This window comes from Yersinia aleksiciae, assembly GCF_001047675.1.
In the GTDB taxonomy this organism is placed as follows: Bacteria; Pseudomonadota; Gammaproteobacteria; order Enterobacterales; family Enterobacteriaceae; genus Yersinia; species Yersinia aleksiciae.
The window spans coordinates 3,521,471-3,542,481 of record NZ_CP011975.1; the positions used below are offsets into that span (position 1 = coordinate 3,521,471).

Below are 21,011 nucleotides of genomic sequence, written 5' to 3' on the forward strand. Positions count from 1 at the left end.
TAATTTACATTACCGGGAAGGGCGCACTCCCAATCACGGAGAAAACCTGTGGAAACTGACCAATCAGGGTATTTAGACCCAAAAAAAAACCGCATCGGGGAGGACCGATGCGGCAGGTGATGACGATTAACGAGTAATGATTAACTTTCAGTCACGGGTTTAGGGATCACTGTTGTGGATTCCTTCATGCCCAGATTGTTATTACCCCAGCACTGCTCATATTTCCAGCCGGTTAGCTCTTCCGCGACGGCTCGAGCATGGGCCGGGATATCCTCCATGGCACCACCCCCCTTGATACGTTCAATCTCCTCCAGCAGAATTTTATGATTTTTGCGGTCTAGCTTCATCTGGGTGGTGTAGTAAATAGCCACTAACGCCAGTGAGATCACGCCGATGGCAAACACGCCAACGATGGCCTGTACCGCAATTTCAGGTTGGCTTGATTGCCCAGAAACGAAGCCAAAGCGGCTTAGCGTCCACCCCATAGCGAAGACAATCACCGAACGGGTCATTTTGCCAGCAAAGGTCATGGCACCGGCATAGATCCCTTCGCGGCGACGGCCAGTTAATACTTCGTCGACATCGGCCAGGAAGGTATAAACCGTCCATGGAATGTAATAAATACCGCCAGTGCTTAAGCCGAAAACTGCGGTGATGCAGAACAATACAATCACGGTTGTCGCTTGCGACCAGCCGGTAAAATAGAGCGCAGCATAGGCAATCACACTGACAATCACCACTTGCAAGGCGATGCGGAACGGACGAGCAAAGCCCATTTTGACGCAGATACCAATAAAGATAGCGGTAGAAATTAGCTGCATGATTGAGCTGAAGCTATTGAGATGAGAAACCAGTGCGGCATCCTGGCCCAGACCAAAAATAATAAAGTAGGTAAATGCGGAAGCGAATAACCATTCAGCACCGAAACCGAACAGATACATCCCCAAGTGTTTGCGGAAAATGCGCAGATGGAAGGTTGATGCCATATCCACACAGAGTTTTTTCAGTGCCTGACCCAAGCTGCTGGTGGTTTCCCGAACCACTTCGCTGGCTGGGCGTTCCCAAGATGAGCTATACAGCCAAATCATGGCGCAGCACATAATCAGGCCATAGGCGATACCGGTATAAAGGAAGGGGGTCGCGGAGTCTTTGCCGTAAATAGCAATAAACTGGCCGGGAATAAAGGCGGCCAAAAAGTTAGCGACTTTGCCGAAAATGGCCTTAGAACCGGTTAACTTAGAGCGTTTGGCAAAATCAGTGGTCATCTCGGTCGCCAGTGTTTCGTAAGGCACCATGATGGAGGTATAAATCAGTTCAAACAGCGCGTAGGTCAGCAGGTAATACCAGAACCCGAAGCCACTCATCCAGAGCATTGGATAGACCAATACCAGCGGGATACCCAGCAAGATAAAGAAGCGGCGGCGACCAAACATGCGGCCCAGACGGGTATTGTAGAAGTTATCGGTGATATAACCCATTATCGGGTTACTGATGGCATCAAGAATACTGGCAATGGAGAATATCGTGGCTGCTTCTACGACCGACAGCCCGCAAAAGGTGGTGTAGAAATACATCAGCCAGGCACCGCTGATGGCCAACGCCCCACTGCCCAATAAGTTGGCACTCCCGTACGCCAACGTATGCCTTGTTGAAATCTGTTTACTCATTTTTACTGCCACCTCAAATTAAAACAATGTTTCATTAATAATGGATAATCGTTTTCTTTATATAGGCATGGCGTTTTTAAAAATGAGCGATTGATCACGAAAAAGGGTTTTGCGACCTGAAATGGCGCGAATTACAGTAAAAATTGATATGAATCAATTTAGTGGTGATTGGGAATGTTGGGTAAAAACGGAATATCCGTGAGAATGCGAATAAGTGATAATGCCTTTTTACGACAATCATGACCGTGACAAGTGTGGCAAGATTTTAATCAGCAGAGTGAAATATCATCACTAGCATTAGGTCTACTGCTCTGCATGTTAGAGTATCAATATTGAGCTCGAATGAATTATTACGGGCATAGCCCATGAATGAATGTTGGCTGCTACCGTGGCTAGCAGTGAAGGATGCAAAATGGCGAAGAAAAACCCGTATTATGATGCCAGTAAGCCACACCACACTGAGTTTGGATTCCAGAATCTGGAGCCGGTCATTCATCATCCGCAAGATTTGAAACGCTGGCGTGAAGAGCGAAAACGTCAATCACTGCCCAGACCGCCTCAGCAGGGATATGCACAATTTGTCAGCGACTGGTGGCAAGAGGCGGATTTCAGTGGCCAGCAAGATGCCTTATGGTGGCTGGGTCATGCTTCGCTTTTGCTACGTGTCAGCGGGAAAACCGTGCTGTTTGACCCGGTGCTCTCCAGTCGCGCTTCGCCGCTGAATTTTTACGGGCCAGCCCGCAAAACACCGGTCCCCGCGCGGGTAAAGGCACTGCCGCCGATAGATGTAGTGGTGATTTCTCACAACCACTACGATCATTTGGATGTGACGACCATCACCCAGCTATTGCGTCGCTTCCCTGACATCACCTTTCTGGCCCCTTTGGGATTAAAAAATTGGCTGCTGCAACAGGGTGCTCGTCATGTTCACGAACTGGATTGGTGGGAGACACAGCTTGCCGCCGAATTTGAGTTTCATTGCGTACCCGCTCGTCATTGGAGTATGCGCACCCCTTGGGATCGCAACCAGAGCCTGTGGTCGGGCTGGGTGGTCAAACGCGGGGAGATTAACTTCTATTTCACCGGAGATACGGGGTATTGCCCACAACTGCTGACCATTGGTGAAAGGTTAGGGCCATTCAATTACGCGGCGTTGCCGATTGGCGCTTATGCCCCGCGCTGGTTTATGCAGGCGCAACATATGGATCCGCAGCAATCGGTGCAGCTGTTCCAACAATTGCAGCAACCGATAACAGTGCCGATTCATTGGGGGGTGTTCGAGTTGGCTGATGAATCATTGGATGAGCCACCACAGCAACTCAAACTGGCATTATCTGAAGCGGGGGTGACGAACGATAATTTCGCGCCAATTAAAATTGGTGCGCGGATCTTGCTGGGGTAGGGGCGTTTCAGCGGGTGAGATCACCCGCTGAAATCAAAGCACGATAATTTGAAGACTAGATCCTGAATTGATTCACTGCCCCGGTCAAATCTGCCGCCTGAGCCTGTAATGCCGCAGATGCTGCCGTTGACTCCTGCACCAGTGCCGCATTTTGCTGCACCATGGTATCCAATTGTGCGACTGCACTATTGATCTCATGGATGCCACGCATCTGTTCATCTGCCGCGTTGGTGATTTCCGACATAATGCTGGTGACATCAGACACGCTGCTGACGATCTCGGTCATGGTGTTACTGGCCTGACGGACTTGACCAGAGCCTGATGACACGCTGCTGACGGTGGACTCAATCAGGGTTTTGATCTCTTTTGCTGCCTGTGCACTGCGTTGTGCCAGAGTGCGCACTTCACCCGCGACCACTGCAAAACCGCGTCCTTGTTCACCCGCTCGCGCCGCCTCTACCGCCGCATTCAGTGCCAGAATATTGGTCTGGAAAGCGATACCATCAATGACACTGGTGATATCGCCGATTTTACCCGATGCGGCCTCAATCGACTCCATGGTGGTGATCACTTTGGCTATCACATCCCCGCCGCGGGAAGCATCATTCGCAGCAGAGAGCACGGCGGTGTTTGCTTGCCTTGCGGCGCTGGCTGACTGAGCCACGGTGGCTGAAATTTGCTCTAATGCGGCCGAGGTTTGTTGCAAACTGGCGGCGGCGGACTCTGTTCGGCCCGATAGATCCTGATTCCCCGCAGCAATTTCATTCGCCGCAATCCGTACCGACTCGCTGGTATCACGGATTTGCGCCATCACAGCACTGAGTTTGTCGGCAAATCGGTTAAATGACTGGGCGATTTTCGCCACTTCATCGCGGCCTTCGACTGGCAAACGTCGGGTCAAATCTTCCGAGCCAGAACTGATGGCATCCATCGCTTTATGCACATGGTTCAGGGGAACTAAGGCGCGCTGGGTAATCAAACCAATAATCACCACGGCGATTAGAATAATGACGATCAGCGTCACCAGTGAGGTTGTCAGCAATGAGCGCATACCGGCGGTGGCGTGGGCTTTATCCAGAGCGACCACAGTAAACCATTGAGTGCCAGGAACGGCCTGCGCGAGTAGCAATTTACTCTGGCCACCCATGTCGGCAACGAGAGGATCAGTCGCCGCTAACAGGGTCTTAAGATCCAATGTCGGTGCGATTTCACTCAGTGGTTTAAGGGTTAGCTGTGCATCGGGATGCGCGATGATTGTGCCATCAGCATCAATTAACATGCCGAAGCTATCATCAGTTGGATGTATGGATTTCACGTTTGCAATTACGCTATCCATGGTCACATCCGCGGCTAATACCCCTTTAATACTCCCATCTTGAATAATAGGTAATGCAAAAGTCACCACTAATTGGTTGGTTCCCGCATCCACATAGGGCGGTGTGACCACGGGTTTACCTGCTTTAACCGCTTGTAAATACCATGGGCGGCCAGTGGGATCGTAACCTGCGGGAATACCATCGGGATTAGAAAAAGTGGCTGTCTTATTGGCGTAACCAATATAAACGTTAATGAAGTTGCCTGCGGCGGCAACCTGACGCAGTGCTGCCGTCGGATCTGCAGTCAGCGCGCTGTCTTTCAGTGACACAATCATTTGTGTTTTAGTCGCCACCCAGTCTGCGATCCCAACACCATGACTCGCCGTCACCGCGGTCAGCGTGTTATCGATTGCGCTGCTGTTATATTTGTTGGCAACTGAGTAGTTAAAATAAGTGTTAATGGCGAGAGAGCCTGCCACGATGATGATGCAGGCAGCCAAGATACGTGAACGAATAGAATCAAGCATAGAGCGTCCTAAATAAATGGGAAGGCATGATTCAAGTAACGGCTTGGCAGGAGAAAACTTGAACTGAGTCACAGTAATAAACGGCAATTAGTGCGTCATTGTTAATGCTTCTTTATGTAACAGTGACATGTGTGAGGGATTTTGTTGATATCGATATCCAATAAAAACATAACCTTGCTAATTACGCAGCTTAAAATTTAATGATAAGAATAAAAAAATGTTGAAAAAAATAGTGATATTTAAAGTGTAAATTCAGCATCAATACGGGCATAGCGGCTCTGTACACACGCATTGATGCTGGAAATGGGCAACTAGGATTCATTGTGGTGATTAAAATTTATACTGCAAACCCATGAAAATCGTTTGGCTTTGGTGAGCGATACCCGTGCCATTAGCAACGGTTGCTGATGCACCAGTGGTATGGTCAAATATTTGCACCTTTCCTTTACCTTCGGTGTAGCGATTCCAGGCCGCTTCAATAAACAATTTAGTATTCTGGGTCACGTAATAGCCAGCACCAATGGTAACTGCATAATAGCGGGTATTCTTGCTGGTATCTTTGAATGATAGATTACGTTGATAGTGCTCATCACTGCCATATGCATTAACCCAAGGGCTGTACTTTACTAAAGTGTTAAATTCAAAATCTTGATAACGATAGCTACCAGCCAATCCAAGGTAGGCCATATCAAATTTTTGCTTATAACCGATAGCAGCGATATTATTAGAGAGTGTAGTTATGTGAGAGCTATTATTATAACTATAGTTTCCACCATAAGCCGTCCAACTATTATTACTCTGTTGGTAGCCTGACATTACCCCAACACGATAATTATTCCCATGCAAAAGCCAAAATTTGGCATTAAGATCAATTTCGTTGGCATAATTTAAATTAGTTTTTTCATGATGAGACCAATTGGTCCACTGGTTTTGACTTTGATTTAACCAATCATAATCATCCATTGTCCCATGACCAGATGATAATGTACTCCAACCACGGGCAGTTAATGTTAGCCGCGATAATAGATCCCATGAGATATCCATCTTGATAGTTGGGGTATTTTTTGCTTTCCAATCTAATTGACTAACTTTATGTCCGCTGTTTTCAGGTTGATAAACAAATTCTTGTGACTCGGCATTGAGTGACCCTAGCGAAGCACTCATAGTGACATTATCTGTGATGCCCGAATGATAGCTGGCAGAGGCAGCATGACTTACCATAAGCAGTGCTAACGCGCATGCGCTTTTCTTTACCAATGTATTATTTTTCATTGCTAAGCTGACCTTTAATTCAATTAAGTGTTGATAATGAAAACTAACATTGATAAAGACTTAATTTTTTAAATTAAAGTTTAAAAGAATATTAAAAAGATTAATTGCTTCTTATTAGTGCGAGTTTGTGTGAAAAATAATCTATCCGGGCGGATTAACCCGGATTATTTCATATCAAAACTCATTAACGAGCCATTCGTCTGCTTCATCAAACATCTCTTCAACCAAGCGATTGAGTACTGATTTTTCTTGTTTATTGGCATCGGTATTGATGCCGTTAGCCTGCATCGCTTTGACCTTAACGTCAGCACCTGGAAACACACGATGCACACGCTTGGTCAGTTCAGCCTTAATCATTTCACCAGCATTAGTAAGGCCAGCGACATTCCGTTTGTCATAAATCAATTCAACACGCATGGATTTTTCCTGAATGAATAATATACTGTGTTAATATACAGTGCTTTTCAGTGTAAAACAACGTGAATATCGTCATTGCAGGGATAAAAATCATTTAAGAGGATAATTTTTCGACATTAAAATAACCGCAGGTGATTTTATTGATAATAACTTGCGGTTATTTTTTGTGTGAAATGTTATCTGATTGTTTATGCAGGTGATTTAGATTTTTTCTAGCCGTTCGGCTATCAAGATAACTGTTGTATGGGGCTAATCTATTTGTAACCAGCGCGCATCGACTACCACGCCAAGTATTTTGCAGTTACCGGTTAACTCAATCAGGCGGTAGGCGGGATTCAGTGGTTTCAAATACTTAACGCCAGCATCGACAATTAACTTCTTAAATGTCGCTTCGTTATCGTCAGTCAGCTTAGCGATAACAAAATTACCGGGCATTGGCTCTTTCTCTGGGTCAACCAGAATAATCATCCCTTCCGGGAAGCTAATGCCCGAAGGAGATGTCATGGAGTCGCCTTTAACACTCAGCCAAAATGCACTGTCGTGCGCATTTTTAGTCGACTCCGGCCAGATTTCAATATCCCGCAAGGAGTATGGCTCGATGGCTTCATACCAGTTGCCTGCACTGATCCAACTGATTAATGGATAGCTGTTGGCGACCGAACCCACCGGTTTGTCATTCAGCCCTGAGCGAGTCGAGATTGACAGGCTCTCGGCCATTTTCGCCAACTCCTTTGCCAATGAGGGGCTAAAGCTGCTGATAGGCTCATTTAGCACTTTGGCAAAAGCGGCGGCATTGGTCACGTTGAGCGGATTAATGCCGTTGAGAAATTGGTTTACAGCACTCTGTCCCACACCCAACTCATGCGCAACAGATTCCTGGGATATACCCAGTGCTTTTTTCTTGGCGTTAAACAGCTCTTTCAGCCGCTTAGCGTCGTCTAACTGTTCTGGCGTCAATGGCTTCTTTTTCATGGCTTAATTTTATTACCGTTAGCAATAATATCCAATCACCTGCGGTATTGACTATAAAATCACTTGCGGTAATAATCAATCAAAACATATAAGGGAAACGCATGGAATCGCACCTGCAACAGGCACTGCTCACTCTGTTAGCGGCATTCGCGTCCTGAGTTGCTCTGGTTATCACAAGAAGACGGCGGCCTGACTTATCGGTGGTTTCCGTTGTTGAGCAATCGATAGGCTGAGGTGTCATCGCCTGACCCCGCCTTTGTGGAGAAGTTATTTATGAGTTCAATCAGCGGTACGCAAACTGGAAACCACAGCGTGAAGAACCAGAGCATGAGAGATATTCAATTGGTATTGGCGCGTTGGGGTGTCTGGGCGAGGTGTAGCTCAGGGCTAGATTATTCCTCTATTGCTGCGGGCTTCAAAGGGCTATTACCTGACACCTCAAAAAGCAAAGCATCCTGTTGTGATGATGATGGCTTAGTGGTGGATGGTTGTGTTGCCCGGCTTAAACAGCATCGACCAGATGAATATGAGTTGATTATCCGCTACTACGTCCTTAATCAATCCAAGCGAGCAATTGCACGTCAGCAGAAAAGAGATGAAAAATTAATTAGGATCAAAATGCAAATGGCCGAGGGGTTTATTGATGGCTGCCTGGCGATGTTGAATGTGAAATTAGCCATGGACCCATTAATCGAAAACTTACATATTTATGAAAAAACATTAACGCGGTCCGCAAAAAGTGTATTAGTCTGACATTACTGCCTTATTGATTACGCAAAAACAATAATTAGGAAGCTCACTTTGGTGGGATTTTTTGCTATTAGCGCACTCTGTTTTTAGCATTGAAAAAATAATTATAAAAAAACTAGCGCGGTCCGCAAAAAGTGGTTTAGTCTGATATCACTGGTTCGTTACAGACTGATTAAACAACAGGAAAGCCCCGCATTGTGAACTGCACCCCAAAAGTTGGACACCCAACTGACTAAGGTGCAGTTCATTGTCGGGGCTTTCCTGTTTCTGTTGGTAATATGCGCCAGTATATCGATAGGGGATAATTAATGAATGAACCAAGTCAGTTGCCGTATTGGTGGACCGGCACACTTGCCTTATTCTCGGCGCTGAGTCTACAGGATTACATATTTATTCTCGGAACAATAATTAGCATTGTTTTTACCATTAAAACCTATTACGTCAATTTACGTGAAAAAGACGCGATAATTAAAGAAGAGCAACGAAGAACGGAGATATTACGAAGTTTCCTGCGTAATAAGTCCGTAACAGATATTCCTACAGAGGGAATTCATTTGTCAGGAGAGTAATCATGGCGTTAATTACCGTCAGATCGCCCATTTTTTATTGGGTGAAATTATGAATGCAGCTCAAATCAGACAACTGGCCGCTGCGGCATTATTGGGCAAAACAGATGCTGAAGACCGCATCTATTCAACTGACATATGGCCGATAACCCCTTATCCGGCCATTTTGTTGCAAACGCCCATTGAAGTAAAAGAGTCCATTGGCCGCAATGCACCACAGTTTAAAACCACCACGACACTGCGCATCAGCGGTCATATTCAGCTGAGTGAGGCGGATAACCGTATCACTGAAGCCGCATCGGCACTTGAGCGATTGTGTGAACAAATTCAGCGGGCGGTGATTAACAGCTATGAACTGACTCGCCAGATTCAGCAATTTGCCAAGGTGCGCACCACCATGGGGATCGACACCAGCAGTGAGCACTATTTTGCTGAAGTCAAAGTGGAGTTGGATCTCGAGTATTACCAAGGGCCGGAAGATTTCTTCCCGCTGGAAAGTCACCCATTACAGGGCATTGACATCACTATTGATATGCCGGATGGCACCACCGATCCCCTGATTGCCATCACCTTCCCGGAGTAATTCTATGTTTGTGAAACCTACAGCTGGCCGCGCAGTGCGCGATCCGGTCAAAGGCACCTTGTTGCCTGAATCTGGCTCAGAGGTTCCAGATAACGCATTTTGGCACCGTCGCATACAGGACGGTGATGTGGTGCAGTTTGTTGCTAAATCAGCGCAATCTGCATTTGAAGTGTTAACAACGGAGAGTACAAAACTATGACCATTCCTTTCACCAATATTCCTAGCAATCTGCGCACGCCATTGTTCTTTGCGGAATTTGATAATTCCCAAGCCAATACCGCGAGCACCACCCAGCGAACATTGATTATTGGGCAAACATTACCGGAAAGTACTTTGCCCGCCACTATCCCGGTGCTGCTTTCATCGGCGGCCACTGCTGCAAACTTAGCGGGTGCAGGCTCAATGCTACATGGGCAAATGGCCGCTTATCTGGCTAATGACACAGCGGGTGAGGTCTATCTGTTACCGCTGAGTGATGCTGATTCGATGGTTGCGGCCATCGGCAAAATCACGGTAAGCAGCCCGGCATCGGCGACGGGGGTGATTTCGCTCTATATCGGCGGTATCCGAGTGCAGACCACCGTGGTTGCGACAGACGATGTGAACACGATTGCTACAGCACTGGCCGCCGCTATTGAGGCGAAAACTGAGCTACCTATCTCCGTGGTGCATACTGGCGACAGCGTTTCTGAAGGCGCGGTCGTGGTATTGGCCGCGAAAAATAAGGGGGCGCACGGTAATAACATCGATATGCGCCTGAATTATCTGGGCAGTGCTGGCGGTGAAACTACCCCGGAGAGTCTGGTGCTGACGATTACGCCGATGGCTGGCGGGGCGGGCGCACCAGATCTGGCTGCGGGTTTGGCGAATTTGCAGGATCGCACCTTCGATTTCATCATCAACCCATATACCGACACCGCTTCGCTGGATGCCATCAAAGCCTTTTTATCTGATAGCACTGGGCGCTGGAGCTACAGCCAGCAACTGTACGGCCACAGCTTTGCTGCTCAATCTGGCACCTATGGTCAACTGACGGTGGCAGGCGAGCTGCGTAACGATCAGCATGCTTCGCTGCTGGGCATTCATAACTCACCGACCCCAGCCTATATTTGGTCGGCTGCTTATGTGGGGGCGATTGCGCAGAGTTTGCGTAACGATCCGGGCCGCCCACTGCAAACGCTGGCAATCAGTGGCGTACTGGCACCGCCATTGTCCAGCCGCTTTACCCTAACGGAGCGCAATAACCTGCTGCACAGCGGTATTTCTACCGTGACGGTGGCGGATGATGGCGGGGTGCAGGTGGAAAATATCATCACCACTTATCAGACCAACAAATATGGTGCTGAGGATGATAGCTACCTGCAAATTGAGACGCTGTTCCTGCTGATGTTTGTCACCCGCTATCTGCGCACGCAGGTGACATCCAAATTTGCCCGCATGAAGCTGGCGGCTGATGGCACCCGCTTTGCCCCTGGCTCGGCAATCATCACCCCGAACGTTATCCGTGCTGAGCTGATTGCCCAGTATCAGACCTTGGAATTTAACGGCTATGTTCAGGATGCCAAAGGCTTCGCCCGCGGGCTGATTGTGGAGAAAAGTGCCAGCAACCCCAATCGGATCGATGTGCTGTGGACTGGTGTGCTGATTAATCAGCTGCGCATCTTCGCGGTCCTCAATCAATTCCGTCTGCAAGCGGCTAGCTAACTATCGATCAACTAACTATCGATCAGCTAACCATCGATCAACTCGCTATCGATCAGTTAACCATCAGTGAGTTAACCCTCAACTATTGAGTTGTCGGCTTATTTAATAGCCGACTCTTTAAGAATAAAAAGGAAATAAATTATGAGCGACTCTTCAAACCGTCTGGCAGGTACAGCCTATGTCACTGTCGATGGCATCACTATTATGGTGGCTGGCCAGTTCAAATACAGCCCATCCAAGGTTAAACGCGAAACTGTTATGGGCATGGACGGGGTGCATGGCTATAAAGAAACCGTGGTTGCCCCTTCAATCTCTTGCACCATCCGCGACAGCGGTGGCGTCTCCATCAGTGATTTTAACGACCAGACTAACGTCAATATCGTTTGTGAGCTGGCGAATGGCAAAACCATCATCGGCAGTGGCATGTGGTCGGTCAGTACTTTGGTGGTCGACAGCACCGAAGGCACGGTGGATGTGAGTTGGGAAGGCGGTTCGGTGACGGAGAATTAAGATGGCTGAATTGGAGCGCAATAAGACCATTTCGCTAGTTAAACCCATCTCGCACGAGGCCACCAAGACCACCTATGAGGTGGTCGAACTCAGTGAGCCGACACTGTTACAAGTGCAGCAATTCTACGATGAGCAAACCAAATCCGGTTCGCTCAGTGGTATGGGATTGCTGATTGCTTTGGTGTCTGGTGTGCCGCGTGAGGCGATTAAAAAGATGGCTTTCACCGACTATAAAGTCTGCGAGGTCTACATGATGGGTTTTTTAGCCTACTCCCCAACGGGGGACGATGGTGCGAAATAATCGCTGACGTCACTTACTACTATAGCTGGGGGCCGGGCGATGCCTGGTCCCTGACCTACAGTAAGTTAATATGGTGGTGCCAGCAGGCCGAGCGGATTAATAAAATTAAGGCTGGCAAAAATGGCTGATAAAAACAATGCTGATGGGATCCCTCCACAGGGAGAGGTTGTAGGAACAGAAATACCGAAATACAAGAGTACCTATTCAAAACTAACTCCTATATTACGTTCAGCACCATCGCAGACCTTCAAAGCCTATAGACTAGTTGGTAAAGGGAATATTGCTATTACTGCGGCTAGTCTAGGAATGGGATGGTTAAATGGGGAGGCTGATGAAGCTCATGAAATAAATGTGGCGGCACAAAATGTTAGTGCGCCTGTTGAGCAATTCAGCCAGCTCAGCGGAGCTATGCGAATTCGTGGCGCTGACAGAATTAGTGCTATTCAATCGACGGAACAACTCTATCAAACATTTAATAATATCTTGTGGGATAGGGACAAAGAGGCGGCGGATCTACTTCAGAAATATAATGTTGATATTGTTAAAAATGAAAATAATACGGTCAATGTCCCCAAAACCATGGAGAACTTGGCTCCAGTTTTTAAAAATGAAATGGATGCGCAGGAACAAAATGCAGTAATCAACATACTCGGCGGGAATACTGAAGGTATCTCACTATTACGAGAGGGAGTTGAGCTGAAAGATTTATTAAGTGCTCCAAGCCGGTATAGATTAACTGTCGATCCTGAATTGATTACCAAACTTGAAGAGCTAAGGCTAAGAACCACTGAGTTTGGTGCCGCTGTGGATGGCATAAAACAGAGAGTTGCAGATACGCTTAGTGATGCTCTTACTTTTGACAATATCTTAGCAAATACTATTGGTGGTATGACCGACCTAATGACGTATGGCCCTGATAATTTTTCAATCATGCATACTTTAGGGATGACCAGTGGCTATGAGTCACAGAAATTAAGACAGGGGTATAATAGTAACGATTTTTATCAGCAACTTAATTTGTATGAAAAAGTCATGCTCGATTTCGGTCTTATGACCGATGGGTATCAGCGTAAATATGATGCTTATTATGCACCGACAAGTACGGCCTCAGCATCAACAGATTCAAGTCCAGAACAATATGTTTTTAATCCTGATGCCAGCGATGCTTGGCGTAATAATCGGGTCAAAGATCTGAATTCACCTGACCCTTATTCTCTATTGCCGTCATCGGTTATTTCACCCGCGAGTGTTGATATCACCAGTAATTCGGTAAATGCTTCGCCCATTTACGCCGAATCAACGGGCGGATTTAACCTGAGTGCCATTGCCGATGTAATTGCTACTGCCATGCAAAATAATCGGGTGCAGATCGAACTGATGCTCATTGATGGCCGGACGGGGGAAAACGCGGTTATTCCAGGGCAGGGTGGCAGCAGGATCTCATATGCCATGGATATGCCGCTGTAATTTGATCATTGATACCATCAAAACTTCGTCATAACCCATTAATACCTCCAACCCGCTTCGGCGGTTTTTTACTTTCTATCTATTGTGAGCATCCTGCACAGGAGAACCCAATGTCACTTATCGGCAATACATTATCAGCGCTATTAGGCGAGGGTAACGACCATTGGCAATGGTCGGAGCATCTGCATCAAGCCTCATTTCGTGGTGTTCCTTTTGTCATTGATAAAAGCGCCAGCAACTTTGGCCGCCGTCAGGTCGTCCACAGCTACCCTTATCGCGACACCAGCTATATCGAAGATATGGGGCGCAGCGCCAGAACCCTCTTGTTAACAGGGTTTCTGGTGCAAAACAGCCAGATATACACCGCACCCGACGTGATGACTCAGCGTGATTCATTGATCGCCGCCTGTGAAATGCCCGGCGCCGGAACACTGGTTCACCCGACACTCGGCGAAATGACGGTCAGCGTCACTGATAGTGCGCTGAAAATCGATGAAAACAGCGCCAATGGGCGTGTATTCGCTTTCACGCTAACCGTTGTTGAGTCCGGCTTACGTGCTTTTGCTATCACCGGCGCGGCAGAAATGGGGTCATCCATTCAATCCTCCTGGTTGGGCCTCAGCGCCAAGGCGGTTGCCGGTTTTATCTCAACAGTGAAAGGTGAAATGCGCTCCACCACTCAGGCGATAAAAACCCTGAAAAACACAGCGGCATTTTGGGGACGGATGGTCACCAACACCGCCAATGAAGCCAGTAATCTGGGCAATGCACTGCGCTCCACCTTGGGCCGCAACCGCTATGGTCGTTTTAATCATGGCACTCTCGGCGGCAGCAGCTCAGGGGCCACCGCCGTCGTAAGCCAGCAAAGTGATACCGAAAATTTACCGCGGTTGATCGCACAGCGGCTGGCTTTGCTGGTTGAAGGGCAGTCCGTGATCGATTCTGCCGTCGCGGCGCTACTCAGTGCGAACAGCATTGATGGCTATGCAGATAAAGTGCTGGCACTGGTCAATACGCTATTAGCCAGCGGAATCAGCACCTTAGATGTTATTCGACTGATGGAAAGCCTGACGGCAATCCGCGACGATAGATTTCGCGCCAATAGCAGTGATATGGCGGTTATTGATGCCAGCCATCATTTGATGATGACCCTCTGTGCTGGGGGTATGGTTGCTGCTGCTGCACAATATCAGCCGGAAAGTTATGACGATGCGGTTGCGGTATTGGGTCGCGTCTGTGCGGTCATTGATGACACCGTACTGGCGGCGGCCGATCGCGGCAATGATGAAACCTACTCGGCACTGATGCAGATGCGGGAGTCGATTATGACCTTGCTGCAACAGGCGGGGGCGAATTTATCGCGCGTCGAAGAGGTCAATTTTAATCGCTCACTGCCAGCGCTGATGCTGGCAAACCGACTCTATCAGGATGCATTACGCGGCGATGGGTTGGTGAAAATGGCGAATCCGATTCATCCGGCATTTATGCCCGTTCGGTTTAGGGCATTGAACTTATGAATAATGAATTGATAAGCGATGACCTCACACTGGAAGTGGGTGGCAGAGCGATCACCGGTTGGAGCAAAATTCAGGTTACGCGGAGCATTGAAAAGTTACCCAGCAGCTTTGAGTTGTCACTGATGGACCGTTATCCCGCCAGTGAAGGGCAACAGTGGGTCAATCCCGGCGATCCCTGCGTGGTGACGCTGGGTAAGGATGCGGTACTCAATGGCTATATCGACAGCTGGGATAACGCGATCACGCTCAACACTCATGAGGTTAGCGCTAAGGGGCGCAGCAAATGTCAGGATTTGGTGGATTGCTCCGCCGAGTGGCCTAACAGTGTGATCAGCCAATCCACCGTATTGCAGATTGCGCAAAAACTGGCCGCGCCTTATGGCATCGACGTGACCTCCGATATTAGCGAGATGACTATCGTGCCGCAGTTTACCCTGAATTGGGGGGATACGGCGCAAGCGGTGATTGAGCGGATTGCCCGCTGGGCGGCGTTGCTCTACTACGACCAGCCGGATGGCAATTTATACCTGACCCGCGTCGGCACGCGCAAAGCGGCCAGCGGAGTGGCGCAGGGCGTCAATATTCTCAGTGCCAGCCTGCATACCGATATCAATCAGCGCTTTGTGGATTACACCGGCGTCTCCCTTTCCAGCAATGCTATTGCCCGGCGATCCGCATCCGGTGGCAACAATACGTCGGCGCTGGTGAGAACGCAGGACACCCAGCTGGCTGAGCAGTTCCCCAACCGCCATCGGAACCAGATCATCATCGTCGAAAGCACAATGAACTCTGCCAATTTGGTGAAAGATAGCCTTGATTGGGCGATAAATCGCAAAAATGGCCGCTCCAAAGTGCTTAAAGTGCAGGTCGATAACTGGCGTGATCGAAATCAGCAACTGTGGCAAGTCAACACACTGATTCCTATTACTATTCCTATCTTTGGACTGAAAGATGAATTATGGCTGCTCGCCGAAGTGGTGTATGTCAAAGATGCTAAGGGAACGGTGGCGAACATGACATTAATGCCGCCAGCGGCCTTTGCTATTCAGCCCGATAAAAACAAGTGAAACAGGGGGTTAACCATGAATGATGTCAGCGGACAGATCTCGACGCTGTATCGACAGATCAAAATGCTACTGGGGATCGGGCGGGTGAGTGCTTCTGATGACAGCGACGGGGTGCAAACCGTGCAATACCAGACGCCGCTGGAGGTACACAGTGACACACCACGGCTCGCGGAGTTTGGCTTCTCTTCTGGCTTGCCCGTGGGCAGTGATGTGGTAATTGGTTTTCTGGGCGGAGATCGATCCAGCGGCATGATCATCGCTTCTAACCATGCTGCTTATCGCCACACTGGGCTAAAAGCGGGGGAAACCGTGATCTATTCCCAGTGGGGGCAGTTTATCAAACTGACCGAAAACGGGGTGATCATTGAGGCCCACAATCAGCCAGTGACGATTAATAACGCTACGGTGGTGACGGTAAATGCCTCGGTAAAAGTGCGGCTGAACACCCCGTTACTGGAAGTTAGCGGCGATATCGTCGATAACGCGGGCAGCAATGCCACCACGCTGAAAACCTTACGTGACGCCTATAACAGCCACAATCATCAACTCAAAAACGTACAGTCGGGCAGTGCCACTCTCACCAGTGAAACGCCCGCTAAGGTGGTGCGATGACAACAGATATTACAACCATTTGGGATGTCGATCAGTCGCTGGGGGACTGGCGTACAGGAAACGGCGGTTTACTGGATGGTGATGATTTGCATACTGCCATCTTGCTGAGTTTATTCACTGATCGTTTGGCGCGGATGGATGATGCCATCGACGGCGATGACCGCCGAGGCTGGTGGGGTGACACTGGGGCAGCATCACCCATAGGTTCGCGGCTTTGGTTGCTGCGGCGACAAAAACTCACCTCGCAAATTGCCATCAAAGCCGAGGATTATGCTGCGGAGGCGCTGGCCTGGCTGACGGAAGATGGTGTGGTGGCGGCAATCAGCACCCATGCCGAGATCGTCTACCCCAACACACTGCGGCTGATGGTTGCTTACCACCAACCGGATAAAACCCAATCATCAGTTAAATTTTCATGGGTATGGGAGGAGTAATTCATGCCATTTAATCGACCCACATTAAGCGAGTTACGGCAACGGAATCAGTCATATATCCAATCGGAGCTGAAGACTGGCGGCAATTTACTGCGTTTTTCTAATATCGGCGTGATTAGCGATGCGGACGCCGGGATGGCACATCTGCATTACGGCTATCTGGATTACATTGCCCTACAGGCCACGCCTTACCATGCAACAGATGAATATCTTGCTGCCTGGGCGGCGCTCAAAGATGTTTATCGTAAAGCTGCGACACCAGCCCGTGGTGCGCAAATTCGTTTCAGTGGCATTGCTGGTCGAATCATTCCGGCAGGTCGGTTACTCAATCGAGCGGACGGCTATCAGTACCGGTTGGATAATGAGGTCAAAATCGCCGCTGATGGCAACGTATTTGGCGAAATTACTGCTGTTTTACCCAGCCCGCTGGATGATGCGACTGGTGGTGGTAACCGTGGTAACAGCGCGGTAGGGGCAGTATTGACACTGGATATCGCCATCGAGGGGGTGCAGGCCACGGCGACGGCGCTGACCCATATCAGTGGCGGTGCAGATATTGAATCCGAAGATGCATTTCGCTCCCGTATGTTATTGGCCTACCAAAATGTTCCGCAAGGGGGCAATGACACCGATTATCAATCTTGGGCACTGGCCGTGCCGGGTGTCACCCGATGCTGGGTTAAGCGGCGCTTGATGGGGGCTGGCAGTGTCGGGGTGTACATCATGTGTGATGATAATGACCACGATGGCTTCCCACAGGGCAGCGACGGTATTTCATCGCTGGAAACGTGGGGAGCGGTAAAAGCCACGGGGGATCAGGGGAGGGTAGCGGACAGTATTTATCGGGAACAACCGATTATTGCCTTGGTGTATGTGTGTGCGCCTATCGCACAACCCATTGATTTTATTATTAGTGGCATCCCTTCTGCTGACAGTGAAACTACCGCCGCCATCAATGCGGCGATTGACGAAGTCTTCTTCACTGAAGGTGAACCCGGCGGCAAAATCCTCTGGTCATCGCTGCTACTGGCTATCGGCGAAGTGGCCGGAACCAGCGGTTTCATTATGCAATCTCCGGCGACTAATATTGAGCTACAAACCGGCAAACTCCCCGTCAGGGGTACAGTGAGCTACTTATGAGCCGCTATTCTGTCAGTGAATATACCGGGGCATTACAGGCATTAATGCCGATGGGTTTAGTTTGGCCACGGCAACCCGATGGGATACAGACCGAGGTGCTGCGAGCGCTGGCCAATGCCTATCAGCGCAGTGATGAGGAGGCTCAGGATCTTCTGACGGCTGCATTCCCGGCAACGGCGACCGCCATGCTGCCGGAGTGGGAGGCCACTGTAGGGTTGCCGGATCTGTGCGCTATCGGCGAAGTTGACAGCATGATCCAGCGCCAACGGGCCGTGGTGTCGAAATTGTTTGGTATCGGCGGGCAGTCAGCGGCCTATTTTATCCGCGTGGCAATGGCGTTGGGCTATGCCATTACCGTTACTCAATATCGGCAAGCCTGCGCCGGTATGGCAGTTTGCCGTGATGCACTCAACGGCGAAGATTGGCCATTTAGCTGGTTGATTACCGCACCGGAAACCACGATTCATGAGGCCCAGTGTGGCTTGAGCTATTGTCGCGACCCGCTGCGTTCATGGGGCAATAAACAACTGGAGTGCCGTATGGCGGTATTAAATCCCTCTCATGGCATTCTGAAGTTCGGCTATATCAATTAATTAACCCTATCCATTCCCCAAGTACTGAGGGGACATTTATATCGCTTTAATCAGTGAGGTTTTACTATGCAAAAAATTGGAGATATTCCTAATACACGCGCCGACATTAATGGCGAATTTACCGACGGTAACGTCGCCGGAGGCGTTCCCCCAACGATATTACCTGCAGAATGGTTTAATACATTGCAGCGGGAGTTAATTAATGTTGTTCAAGACGGCGGCTTAACATTAGACCCCAACGATGATACTCAGATATTGGCGGCACTGAAAAAACTCTTCTTGCAGTCAGATAATAACTTATCTGAGATAAAGGCCGCTGGCCCAACAGCTATTGCTGCGGCGCAGGATAATTTAGGTTTGAGTGATGCCGCACACTTACCGCAGTTGACAGGTATTGTTGGCACCTCACGGAATGCACGAATGAGTATTGCAACTGCATCAGCTACTGCGATATTTACCGCTGATGAGTTGATAGTGCAGGCTGCATTAGGTGGGCGGCAATATAAACTGGCTAATTTCAATAAAACGATAAATTTATCCAGCACTGGCGCGGGTGGCATGGATGTAGGTGCTGCCCCTGCTAGTGGTTACGTGGCGTTATATGCGATTTATAACCCGGCTACTCAAGTATCAGCATTACTTGCGGTTAATGCTACATTAGTGGCTGCGTCAGAAATTTATGGTGGTGTTAACATGCCGGCGGGCTACACGGCATCAGCGCTTATATCAGTTTGGGGGACTTCTTCATCTCAATTTAAAATCGGCTATCAATTTGATCGACATATCACTATCGTCACAACAAACATTTATACAACAACATCAGGCACAACAGTCCAAACATCAATAAACTTGGCTAGTGCCATCCCACTAAATACAAATAGTGTTGATATGTTATTAGTAGTGGGTCAAACGGTCTCCGGAAGTGGTGTTGGGCTTAACCTTTATTCATCATCTAATGGCATTGGTCAGATCGGTGTAACAGCGTCGGTAAGCGGTCAAACATCGTCAGGATCAATTTCTGGAACTATGCCCGTAATTGAAGCGCAAAAATTTTATTTTGCCATGAATAACACTGCAACTGGCCAATATTATATTAACTGCCGTGGCTATGACTTCTAAGGAGTAACTATGCTTGTTCAATTTTCAGATTCAAAGAAAACACAAATCATTGCTTATATGGCAGGGCCGCAAGATCCAGATGATTTCCCTAATCAGGGAGAGGTTGAAGTCGATGATCCTAAATGGGTGGTTTTCTATGATAAGGTACATATGTGGCTCGATCGGCTGCCTGAGCCGATAACATCTAAACGTTAAAATGAATGGCCGCTGATTTGCGGCCATAAATTCGCTACCCCATAGCAATAGCCCTCTCGTTACTCCCCCCGTTTCATGCTAAATTCACGTATCTAAGGTCATGGCATCGTTTCAGGTATCAGTATGTTTACATATAAAGAAATATCGGCGCTAAACGAACTGGAATTGATCGTTTATAACTACATCATAAAAAATACCGACAAAGTGATGTATATGACCATCAGAGAACTGGCTGATGCTGCTGGCGTCTCTACCACCACGGTTTTGCGTTTCTGCAAGAAAATGAATTGTGATGGTTACTCTGAATTTCGAGTTCGTTTTAAACTCTATTTAGAACACGATGAAAAACCCCCAGTCAGTTTTGGTATCAGTGAAATAATTAGCTATTTTAAAAGCATTAATAATAGTGAATTTGATGAATTACTTGATACGGCAGCGGCACAAATAGTTGCATCGAATAGAGTTATATTTGTTGGCATCGGCACCTCAGGTGCATTAGGGAAATATAGTGCACGTTTCTTCTCTAATATCGGTAAGTTCAGCACGTATATTGATGACCCTTATTATCCTATCAACAGTGATATGTATCAGGACGCCATTGCTATCATCCTCTCGGTGTCCGGTGAAACAGAAGAGATCATCCGCATTGCTAACCAGTTTAGCCTGCATAAATGTAAAATAATCAGCCTGACCAACAGTGAAAACTCGACCTTGGCTAAAATGGCTGACCTTAATATCTCCTACCATATGCCACCTATTATCCTTGAAGGACACTATAATATTACCACCCAGATTCCGGTGTTATATATTATTGAAACCATTGGCAAGAAACTCCCGCAAATAACTCATAAGAAAACACCCTAAAACAGGGTGTTTTTTA

At 48.2% G+C, this 21,011-nt stretch carries 22 protein-coding genes and 1 pseudogene; 18 read left to right on the forward strand and 5 right to left on the reverse strand.

Going from position 1 to position 21,011, the window contains the following annotated elements; translation table 11 throughout:
• Positions 1-140 precede the first annotated feature (140 nt).
• The gene (locus ACZ76_RS15795) at positions 141-1,667 is read right to left on the reverse strand and encodes an MFS transporter (RefSeq protein ID WP_048619774.1); all 1,527 of its coding nucleotides are present in this window, start codon (positions 1,665-1,667) and stop codon (positions 141-143) included.
• 373 nt (positions 1,668-2,040) lie between these two features.
• Between ACZ76_RS15795 and ACZ76_RS15800 the strand changes: the two genes are divergently transcribed.
• Positions 2,041-3,069 carry an MBL fold metallo-hydrolase gene (locus ACZ76_RS15800; protein WP_144413925.1) on the forward strand — a complete coding sequence of 343 codons (1,029 nt, stop codon included), beginning with the start codon at positions 2,041-2,043 and terminating at the stop codon, positions 3,067-3,069.
• Between the two features lie 55 nt (positions 3,070-3,124).
• Here ACZ76_RS15800 and ACZ76_RS15805 read toward each other — a convergent pair whose 3' ends face one another.
• From ACZ76_RS15805 to ACZ76_RS15820, 4 genes are all read right to left on the reverse strand, one after another.
• On the reverse strand, positions 3,125-4,912 hold the full coding sequence (locus ACZ76_RS15805; RefSeq protein WP_048619776.1) for a methyl-accepting chemotaxis protein: 1,788 nt from the start codon (positions 4,910-4,912) through the stop codon (positions 3,125-3,127).
• 330 nt (positions 4,913-5,242) lie between these two features.
• Positions 5,243-6,184 (reverse strand): omptin family outer membrane protease, encoded by a 942-nt coding sequence (locus ACZ76_RS15810; RefSeq protein WP_048619777.1) that lies wholly within the window; start codon positions 6,182-6,184, stop codon positions 5,243-5,245.
• 174 nt (positions 6,185-6,358) lie between these two features.
• Positions 6,359-6,601, reverse strand: coding sequence for a DinI-like family protein (locus tag ACZ76_RS15815; RefSeq protein WP_048619778.1), 243 nt, complete (start codon positions 6,599-6,601; stop codon positions 6,359-6,361).
• Between the two features lie 249 nt (positions 6,602-6,850).
• Positions 6,851-7,573 (reverse strand): LexA family protein, encoded by a 723-nt coding sequence (locus ACZ76_RS15820; protein ID WP_048619779.1) that lies wholly within the window; start codon positions 7,571-7,573, stop codon positions 6,851-6,853.
• 327 nt (positions 7,574-7,900) lie between these two features.
• Here ACZ76_RS15820 and ACZ76_RS15825 point away from each other — a divergent pair, with 327 nt between their 5' ends.
• From ACZ76_RS15825 to ACZ76_RS15905, 17 genes and pseudogenes are all read left to right on the forward strand, one after another.
• Positions 7,901-8,326, forward strand: coding sequence for an antiterminator Q family protein (locus ACZ76_RS15825; protein WP_258954515.1), 426 nt, complete (start codon positions 7,901-7,903; stop codon positions 8,324-8,326).
• Between the two features lie 305 nt (positions 8,327-8,631).
• Positions 8,632-8,892, forward strand: coding sequence for a hypothetical protein (locus ACZ76_RS15830; RefSeq protein ID WP_048619781.1), 261 nt, complete (start codon positions 8,632-8,634; stop codon positions 8,890-8,892).
• Between the two features lie 49 nt (positions 8,893-8,941).
• Positions 8,942-9,472, forward strand: a complete 531-nt coding sequence (locus tag ACZ76_RS15835) for a hypothetical protein (RefSeq protein WP_048619782.1) — start codon at positions 8,942-8,944, stop codon at positions 9,470-9,472.
• A 4-nt stretch (positions 9,473-9,476) separates the two neighbouring features.
• The gene (locus tag ACZ76_RS15840) at positions 9,477-9,671 is read left to right on the forward strand and encodes a DUF2635 domain-containing protein (protein WP_048619783.1); all 195 of its coding nucleotides are present in this window, start codon (positions 9,477-9,479) and stop codon (positions 9,669-9,671) included.
• Complete coding sequence (locus tag ACZ76_RS15845) at positions 9,668-11,176, forward strand: phage tail sheath subtilisin-like domain-containing protein (protein WP_048619784.1); 1,509 nt, start codon at positions 9,668-9,670, stop codon at positions 11,174-11,176. Before ACZ76_RS15840 ends, ACZ76_RS15845 begins: the two co-directional genes overlap by 4 nt.
• A 141-nt stretch (positions 11,177-11,317) precedes the next feature.
• Entirely contained in the window at positions 11,318-11,686 is a 369-nt protein-coding gene (locus tag ACZ76_RS15850; protein ID WP_048619785.1) for a phage tail tube protein, read from the forward strand.
• Between the two features lies 1 nt (position 11,687).
• Positions 11,688-11,987, forward strand: a complete 300-nt coding sequence (locus tag ACZ76_RS15855) for a phage tail assembly protein (RefSeq protein ID WP_048619786.1) — start codon at positions 11,688-11,690, stop codon at positions 11,985-11,987.
• Positions 11,988-12,107: 120 nt separating this feature from the next.
• Positions 12,108-13,454 (forward strand): hypothetical protein, encoded by a 1,347-nt coding sequence (locus tag ACZ76_RS15860; RefSeq protein WP_048619787.1) that lies wholly within the window; start codon positions 12,108-12,110, stop codon positions 13,452-13,454.
• A gap of 110 nt (positions 13,455-13,564) precedes the next feature.
• Positions 13,565-14,971: a DNA circularization protein gene (locus tag ACZ76_RS15865; protein ID WP_048619788.1), complete on the forward strand. Its 1,407-nt coding sequence runs from the start codon at positions 13,565-13,567 to the stop codon at positions 14,969-14,971.
• 11 nt (positions 14,972-14,982) lie between these two features.
• A complete protein-coding gene (locus ACZ76_RS15870; RefSeq protein ID WP_048620330.1) occupies positions 14,983-16,038 on the forward strand; it encodes a phage baseplate assembly protein in 1,056 nt (351 codons plus the stop codon).
• A 15-nt stretch (positions 16,039-16,053) separates the two neighbouring features.
• Positions 16,054-16,650, forward strand: coding sequence for a phage baseplate assembly protein domain-containing protein (locus tag ACZ76_RS15875; protein ID WP_048619789.1), 597 nt, complete (start codon positions 16,054-16,056; stop codon positions 16,648-16,650).
• Positions 16,647-17,084, forward strand: coding sequence for a phage GP46 family protein (locus ACZ76_RS15880; RefSeq protein ID WP_048619790.1), 438 nt, complete (start codon positions 16,647-16,649; stop codon positions 17,082-17,084). The genes ACZ76_RS15875 and ACZ76_RS15880 overlap by 4 nt, the downstream gene beginning before the upstream one ends.
• Before the next feature lie 3 nt (positions 17,085-17,087).
• On the forward strand, positions 17,088-18,224 hold the full coding sequence (locus ACZ76_RS15885) for a baseplate J/gp47 family protein (protein WP_048619791.1): 1,137 nt from the start codon (positions 17,088-17,090) through the stop codon (positions 18,222-18,224).
• Positions 18,221-18,817 (forward strand): YmfQ family protein, encoded by a 597-nt coding sequence (locus ACZ76_RS15890; RefSeq protein ID WP_048619792.1) that lies wholly within the window; start codon positions 18,221-18,223, stop codon positions 18,815-18,817. Before ACZ76_RS15885 ends, ACZ76_RS15890 begins: the two co-directional genes overlap by 4 nt.
• Before the next feature lie 66 nt (positions 18,818-18,883).
• A pseudogene (locus ACZ76_RS18885) lies at positions 18,884-19,198 on the forward strand (gp53-like domain-containing protein); the annotation flags it as partial.
• A 747-nt stretch (positions 19,199-19,945) separates the two neighbouring features.
• Entirely contained in the window at positions 19,946-20,131 is a 186-nt protein-coding gene (locus ACZ76_RS15900) for a hypothetical protein (protein ID WP_048619794.1), read from the forward strand.
• A 123-nt stretch (positions 20,132-20,254) separates the two neighbouring features.
• Positions 20,255-20,995, forward strand: coding sequence for a MurR/RpiR family transcriptional regulator (locus ACZ76_RS15905; RefSeq protein WP_048619795.1), 741 nt, complete (start codon positions 20,255-20,257; stop codon positions 20,993-20,995).
• The last annotated feature ends 16 nt before the right edge of the window (positions 20,996-21,011 follow it).